This is a genomic window from Planktothrix sp. FACHB-1355 (genome assembly GCF_014748295.1).
Lineage (GTDB): Bacteria > Cyanobacteriota > Cyanobacteriia > Cyanobacteriales > Aerosakkonemataceae > Aerosakkonema > Aerosakkonema funiforme_A.
In genome coordinates this window covers 1-1,640 of sequence record NZ_JACJUP010001352.1, presented here as the reverse complement: position 1 = coordinate 1,640, position 1,640 = coordinate 1, and the positions used below count along the sequence as shown (strand labels likewise).

Below are 1,640 nucleotides of genomic sequence, written 5' to 3'. Positions count from 1 at the left end.
CTTACTATGGCTATATTCGCTGGGGAGCAAAGGCTAAAGTAAAAGATTTGGAATCCAGATATCCTGAAATACTTTTTTATATGGTCAAGCGAGAAACTTCCTATGTCGATCTAACTCCCGCAACCTTCACGACGACTGCGGCTGATTCGCAAGTCCTGGACTTAGCCACTGTGATGAAAGCATATCAAGCTCTTTCTAGCGAAATAGTCTTAAGCAAATTGCTGACTAAATTGATGAAAATGACAATTGAAAATGCAGGGGCGCAGACGGGATTTCTCATTTTAGAAAAAGAAGGAAAGTTGCTCATAGAAGCCCAAGGACAGGTAGATAAAAATGATGTCATTCTGGGCCAATCAATACCTGTAGATACGAGCGATCGGCTACCAATTTCTGTGATTAACTATGTATCGAGAACCCTGGAAAATGTTGTACTAAGCGATGCGAGTCAGTCGGGAAGTTTTACGGCGGATAGCTATATAGTCAAACAAAAACCTAAATCAATATTGTGTGCGACGATTGTGCATCAAGGAAAACTTATCGGCATCGTTTATTTGGAAAATAATCTAACTGCGGGTGCATTTACAAATGAACGTTTAAATGTATTGCAACTGTTATCCTCTCAAGCAGCAATTTCCATTGAAAATGCTCGTCTATATGCTGATTTGGAAGCAGCCAAAGCTACTTTGGAAGTGAAAGTACAAGAGCGAACGCTAGAGTTGCAGGAAAAAAATGTGCAGCTGCAACAAGAGATTTGCGATCGCCAAAAAGCCGAAGAAGCCGCAAAAGCTGCCAGCCTTGCGAAAAGCGAATTTCTTGCTAATATGAGCCACGAGCTCAGAACGCCGCTTAATGGCATCTTGGGTTATACACAAATCCTCAAGCGAGAACAAAACTTAAACGATGAACAAAAAGACGACCTCAACATTATTTCTAAGTGCGGCGAACACCTCTTGGCTCTAATCAACGATATTTTAGACCTCTCCAAGATCGAAGCTCGGAAAATGGAACTCTACTTCAGTAATTTTCATTTTCCGCAATTTTTGGAAAACATAGCCGAAATCTGCCGTATTCGTGCCGAACAAAAGGGAATTTCTCTACTTTACGAACCCCTTAGCCCCCTACCGGTGGGTATCCGCGCAGATGAGAAACGCTTGCGGCAAGTTTTGATGAACTTACTCGGTAATGCTGTCAAATTTACCGAAAAAGGCGGCGTCACCTTCAAAGTGGGAATAATAGGGAAGGGGCTATCGGTAATGGGAAATGGAGAAAATACCGACTCGTTAGCGATGGCCAATTACGAATCACCAATTACCAAAATTCGATTTCAGGTTGAAGATAGCGGAATAGGTATGGCACCGGAGCAATTAGAAGAGATATTTTTGCCATTCCATCAGGTAGGCGATCGCGATCGCAAAGTAGAAGGAACTGGGTTGGGTCTGGCAATTAGCCGCCAATTTGTCCAAATGATGGGCGGGGACATTAAAGTAAAAAGCAGCTTGGGTGAAGGGAGCGTGTTCTACTTCGATCTAGATTTGCCAGAAGTTTCCGAATGGTCTAACGCTAGCCAAGGAGAGGAAGGAAATATCATAGGTTTTAAAGGAGCGAAACGGAAAATTTTAGTGGCGGACGACAAGACGGAA

1 protein-coding gene is annotated in these 1,640 nt (G+C 42.9%); it reads left to right on the top strand.

Features of this window, described 5'->3' with window-relative positions; translation table 11 throughout:
* Positions 1-80 precede the first annotated feature (80 nt).
* Positions 81-1,640: ATP-binding protein (locus H6S82_RS32330; RefSeq protein ID WP_347339582.1), on the top strand; the 1,560-nt coding region annotated here is incomplete at its 3' end.